The 5312-nt window shown below is 35.0% G+C and carries 5 protein-coding genes; 4 read left to right on the top strand and 1 reads right to left on the bottom strand.

All coding sequences use genetic code 11. From position 1 onward, the window contains the following. From A9Q93_RS09655 to msrA, 3 genes are all read left to right on the top strand, one after another. Nucleotides 1-851, top strand: an 851-nt coding sequence (locus A9Q93_RS09655) for a YqfO family protein (protein WP_303687184.1), incomplete at its 5' end; no start/stop codon positions are given. A 3-nt stretch (nucleotides 852-854) separates the two neighbouring features. Beyond that, nucleotides 855-1634 carry a zinc ribbon domain-containing protein gene (locus tag A9Q93_RS09650; RefSeq protein ID WP_303687183.1) on the top strand — a complete coding sequence of 260 codons (780 nt, stop codon included), beginning with the start codon at nucleotides 855-857 and terminating at the stop codon, nucleotides 1632-1634. Between the two features lie 134 nt (nucleotides 1635-1768). Next, nucleotides 1769-2419, top strand: a complete 651-nt coding sequence (msrA, locus tag A9Q93_RS09645; protein WP_303687182.1) for a peptide-methionine (S)-S-oxide reductase MsrA — start codon at nucleotides 1769-1771, stop codon at nucleotides 2417-2419. On the opposite strand, the gene A9Q93_RS09640 is transcribed toward msrA, so the two are convergent. Beyond that, nucleotides 2416-3678, bottom strand: a complete 1263-nt coding sequence (locus tag A9Q93_RS09640) for an NRAMP family divalent metal transporter (RefSeq protein WP_303687181.1) — start codon at nucleotides 3676-3678, stop codon at nucleotides 2416-2418. The genes msrA and A9Q93_RS09640 overlap by 4 nt on opposite strands. A 286-nt stretch (nucleotides 3679-3964) precedes the next feature. On the opposite strand from A9Q93_RS09640, the gene asnB reads away from it, so the two are divergent. Then, on the top strand, nucleotides 3965-5312 hold a 1348-nt coding region (gene asnB, locus A9Q93_RS09635; RefSeq protein WP_303687180.1), incomplete at its 3' end, for an asparagine synthase B.

Genomic DNA, 5312 nt, shown 5'->3' with positions numbered 1-5312 from the left:
TGCGTAGCGCTGTAGTAAAAGCTATTAAAAATGATATTTCAATATATGCGATACACACTGCGCTTGATGTCGCAAAAGGTGGCGTGAGCTATAGAATGGCTCAAGAAATGGGTTTGAAAAACGTGCACACTTTGATACCTAAATCGCAACTCATTAAAAAACTGGTCACCTATGTACCTTGTGACCATACCGCACAAGTTAAAAAAGCTCTATTCACAGCTGGCGCTGGACAGTTAGGCAATTATTCAGAATGTAGTTTCACACAAAATGGATCTGGTACGTTTAAAGGCAATGAAGAGAGCAATCCTCAATTAGGCGAAAAATTAGTGTTAGAAGAAGTAGGGGAAAACGCGCTATCGGTGACGTTTTTACCTCATTTAGAAACACGAGTTATTCAAGCTTTAGTTCAATCTCACCCATATGAAGAGGTATCTTATGAGATTACAACCTTAGAAAACTCCTATCAAAACATAGGAATGGGCGTAATAGGTGAATTAAGTGAAGAGCTAAGTGTAGAAGATTTTCTAGGTAAAACTAAATCTGTTTTTAAAACAGGAGTGATAAGAAGCTCGCTTTCGCGAAAGCGTAACATTAAAAAAGTCGCTCTATTAGGAGGTTCTGGAGCTTTTGCAATAAAAAACGCCTTACAATCTGGGGCTGATGCCTACATTACTGCAGACTTAAAATACCATGATTTTTTCCAAGGGCAAGACATTCTTCTATGTGATGTGGGACATTATGAAAGCGAGCAGTTTACAAAAAACATTTTACATGAATATCTTACAGAAAAATTTAGTAATTTTGCAGTCCTTTGTGCAAAAGCGCGAACAAACCCAGTTAATTATTATTAAAAGATGGCAAAAAAGACCGAGGCTACTGTAGAAGACAAGTTAAGAGAGCTTTACAATCTACAATTAATCGACTCTAGAGTAGATGAAATACGTAATGTACGTGGTGAACTACCTTTAGAAGTACAAGATCTTGAAGATGAAGTTGAAGGATTAAAAACTCGTATGTCTAAGTTAGACGCTCATACTGAAGAACTTTCTCAAAAAGTAAAAGATAAAAAGAACTTAATAGAAGAGTCTAAAACTTTGATTGCTAAGTATAGTGAGCAACAAAAAAATGTGCGCAATAATCGTGAATTCAACTCTCTATCTAAAGAAATTGAATTCCAAGAACTAGAAATAGAACTTGCCGAAAAGCACATACGTGAATTTAAAGCTCAAATTGAACAACAAAAAGAGGTTGTTGATAAAAGCAAAGAACGTCTAGCTGACAGAACAGATCACTTGAAACACAAAAAATCTGAACTTACAGAGATTCTTGAAGAAACTCAAAAAGAAGAAAATGCTCTTCTTAAAATGAGTGAAGATCATGCAGCTTCTATAGAGCCTAGATTAATTAAAGCATATACTCGTATAAGGACTAATGTAAAGAATGGACTTGCTGTAGTACCTATAGAAAGAGGTGCCTCTGGAGGTTCTTACTTTACAATTCCGCCACAAGTTCAAGTTGAGATCGCTAGTCGTAAAAAAATCATTACTGATGAGCATTCTGGACGTATTTTAGTAGATGCGGCTCTAGCTCAAGAACAAGTAGAAGAAATGGAAAAAGTTTTTGCTAAGCTATAATTTATAGTAAATTATAATAGTACTTAAAGTCCCGTAATCTTTATTGATTATGGGATTTTTATTTAACCCTTTTTTAATAGCCTGATCTATATAAGCTACATACTTTTACTTTCTAATTGATAATAAATTAAAACATGAAATTTCTAACGTTTTTTGTAATGATGCTACTTGCATCCACATGCAACGATCAAAAACAAGTAGAAGAAACAGCCATAAACACTGATCCTATTCAAGTTCCTCTTCAAGATGGTATGAAACGAGCCTATTTTGCTAGTGGATGTTTTTGGTGTGTAGAAGAGATTTATGAAGGAGTAAAAGGTGTTGAAGAATCCATTTCTGGATATTCTGGTGGACACACAAAAAATCCTACCTATGAAGATAGTAACACAGGTAAAACAGGACATGCTGAAGCTAATGAAATCATATACGACCCAACAAAGGTTTCTTTTAAAACATTAGTAGACGTTTATTTTGCCTCTCAAAATATTGAACAAGTTAATGGTCAAGGTCCAGATATAGGTTCTCAATACAGAAGCATTATTTTCTATCAAAATGATACAGAGAAAAAAGTAATTGAAAATAAAATAGCAGCACTAACTAAAGAAGGTTACAAAGTGGCTGCTGAAGTAAAACCTTTTCAAAAATTCTGGATCGCCGAAGATTATCATCAAGATTATGCAAAATTACATCCTAATCAAGGTTATATAAGAGGTGTCTCTATACCTAGGTTTAAAAAGTTTGCTGCCAAAATGCCCGAGATCATTAAGGAAAGTGCTCGACATTAATTGAAAGCTCCAAAATAATAACATACGTAAACGAGTGATAAAACACTCAACACCGTAATTCCCAAAAGAGATATCAACCTCATAATTAAATGTGGTCTATGCTCTTCTGGGAATTCTTTTCTTACAACAAGTTGGTAATTAAGCACAGCTACAATAGGAGCAAATAGAAAAGATAATATAGTTGCTACATCTACAATTAAAAGAAATCCCTGAGGATTGCCATTTAAAAAATAACAAATAGAAAAACCGCCTATAGCAGTAATCGTTAGTGCACACAAGTACCATTGTTCACCAGCTTCCTTGCTTTTAAAAAACAACACCTCACTAGTGCGTTTTAATGCTCTGGAATACCCATCTAGTACTCCTATGCTAGTTCCATACATAATACAGAATGCAGCAATTGCAATTATATAATAAGCCCATTCACCTATGGCGCTTGTAAAAAGATTGATGACTTGATTTGCAAAGCCAGCACTACTAGAAATTATGACTGTATCAGTACCATAAACAAGCATAGCTCCTAAAGCTAGAAAAAGTACAGCGAGAACAGCGCTTATTCCATATCCTAGCGCAAATTCATTTGTAGACTCTTTTACAGTTGCTTTATAACCACTTATTTTTTGTTTCTCTAGAGTCCATAGACTATTCCAGGTACTTAAATCTACCGCAGTAGGCATCCATCCTAAAAGTGCAATACCAAAGGGAATAGTACTTAATGACCATAATTCTGGAGCATTGAATTGTTCAGAAGTGATTACATCATCTTTGGAAAAGGTCATGATAAATGCAACGGTCACACATATAATCATAGCTATACCTACCACTTTTATAAACTGATCTAGGAATTTGTATTTACCTAATGCCAAAATCAAATAACAAGATCCTATAATTAATAAAAGAGGTAAAAATGTATAACCTACATCTTCCATTTGAAACAATTCTTTCATAAATACCGCTGTAACTTGAAATACAGCTGCACTAACAAAAAATAAGCTTACTATCATCACCATAAAATAGGACCATATTGCCCATTTACCTAATCGCTTGTAACCGTCTATCAAGCTTTCATTACTACCTGCGGCATATCTGGTCCCATATTCAAAAAATGGATACTTGAGAATGTTGATAATTATAATCGCTCCTAAAAATCCATAACCGTATAGCATTCCTGCACGTGTGCTTTGAACTAGATGACTAACACCTATAGCCGTACTGGCAAATAATATTCCAGGACCTAGAACCTTAAATAGTTTATTCATAAAGGCAAGATAGATAATTATTAAAATTGTTATGATAGTTTCGCTTTCGCGAAAGCGAGATAAAAATAATCACAAAACTATAGCGATATAGTTTTAATTTAAGATTAATAATTATAGAATTGCTTGTTTATGACTAAAAAATAATTATGTTTGTTACTCTATGTTAAACAATAATAATTTCAGAACTAATAATAATCTGCCCAAAAGGTAGGTAGTCTCTGATGTATAAAATATTCAAAAGGTCTACTTAAACGGTAGGCCTTTTTTCATTTAAAAAATAAGTAATATGTGTGGTATTGTAGGTGTTTTTGAACTGAAAAAAGACAGTTCAGAGCAAAGAGAAAAAATTTTAGAAATGTCCAAAATCATAAGACATAGAGGTCCTGACTGGTCTGGAATCTATTGTGGTGACAAGGCTATACTTGCCCATGAACGACTAACAATTGTAGATCCTCAATCTGGAGGACAACCCTTATACAGTGAAGATAAGAGTATTATACTTGCGGTAAATGGAGAGATTTACAACCATCAAGACATAAGAAGTAAATATCCCGATTATGCTTTTAAAACAAAATCAGATTGCGAGGTGATACTTGCGTTGTACCAAGATAAAGGCGTAGACTTTCTTGATGAGCTTACAGGCATGTACGGCTTTGCACTTTATGACAGTGTAAAAGATGTATTCCTTTGTGCGAGAGATCATCAAGGAATTATACCACTGTACTATGGAACAGATGACATGGGGCAATTTTATGTTGCAAGTGAGCTCAAAGCACTAGAAGGAACTTGTAATGAAATAGCGCCCTTTCCTCCTGGTCATTACTATTACAGTGAAGATAATAGCTTTACAAAATGGTATGATCGAGAGTGGAAAAATTATGATACGGTAAAAAACAATACCAGCTCTGTCTCAGATCTTAAAAAAGCTATGGAAGATTCTGTACACAGACATCTTATGAGTGATGTTCCTTATGGAGTCTTACTTTCTGGCGGGCTAGATAGCTCCATAGTAAGTGCCGTTGCAAAGAAATATGCTGCTAAGCGTGTAGAATCTGGAGACCATAAAGATGCCTGGTGGCCGCAGTTACACTCGTTTGCTATAGGACTAGAAGGAAGTCCAGATTTAGAAGCGGCTCAAAAGGTGGCAGATCATATAGGTACTGTGCATCATAGCGTTAACTTCACCATTCAAGAAGGCTTAGATGCCATTAAGGATGTAGTTTATTTTCTAGAAACCTATGATGTGACTACTATCAGAGCATCAACACCTATGTATTTGCTGGCTCGTGTGATTAAATCTATGGGAATCAAAATGGTACTTTCGGGAGAAGGTAGTGATGAAATTTTTGGCGGATATTTATACTTTCACAAAGCACCTAATGCAGAGGAGTTTCATAAAGAAACAGTACGCAAACTTGATACTTTACATCTTTATGACAACCTAAGAGCAAATAAATCCTTAGCCGCTTGGGGAATTGAAGGTCGTGTACCTTTTCTTGACAAAGAATTTATTGATGTCGCAATGAAACTTAATCCACAAGATAAAATGTGCGGTAATGGAAAAATGGAAAAACATATTTTAAGAGAAGCATTTGAGGATTACCTGCCAGAAAGTGTCGCATGGAGGCAGAAAG

This window comes from Nonlabens dokdonensis, assembly GCF_002162835.1.
Lineage (GTDB): Bacteria > Bacteroidota > Bacteroidia > Flavobacteriales > Flavobacteriaceae > Nonlabens > Nonlabens dokdonensis_B.
This window is presented reverse-complemented; position numbering and strand designations above follow the sequence as displayed.

Bases quoted from the DNA above. Each gene is read 5' to 3' on its own strand.
- A9Q93_RS09650 (WP_303687183.1), top strand. From the start codon at position 855: ATGGCAAAAAAGACCGAGGCTACTGTAGAAGACAAGTTAAGAGAGCTT.
- msrA (WP_303687182.1), top strand. From the start codon at position 1,769: ATGAAATTTCTAACGTTTTTTGTAATGATGCTACTTGCATCCACATGC.
- A9Q93_RS09640 (WP_303687181.1), bottom strand. From the start codon at position 3,678: ATGAATAAACTATTTAAGGTTCTAGGTCCTGGAATATTATTTGCCAGT.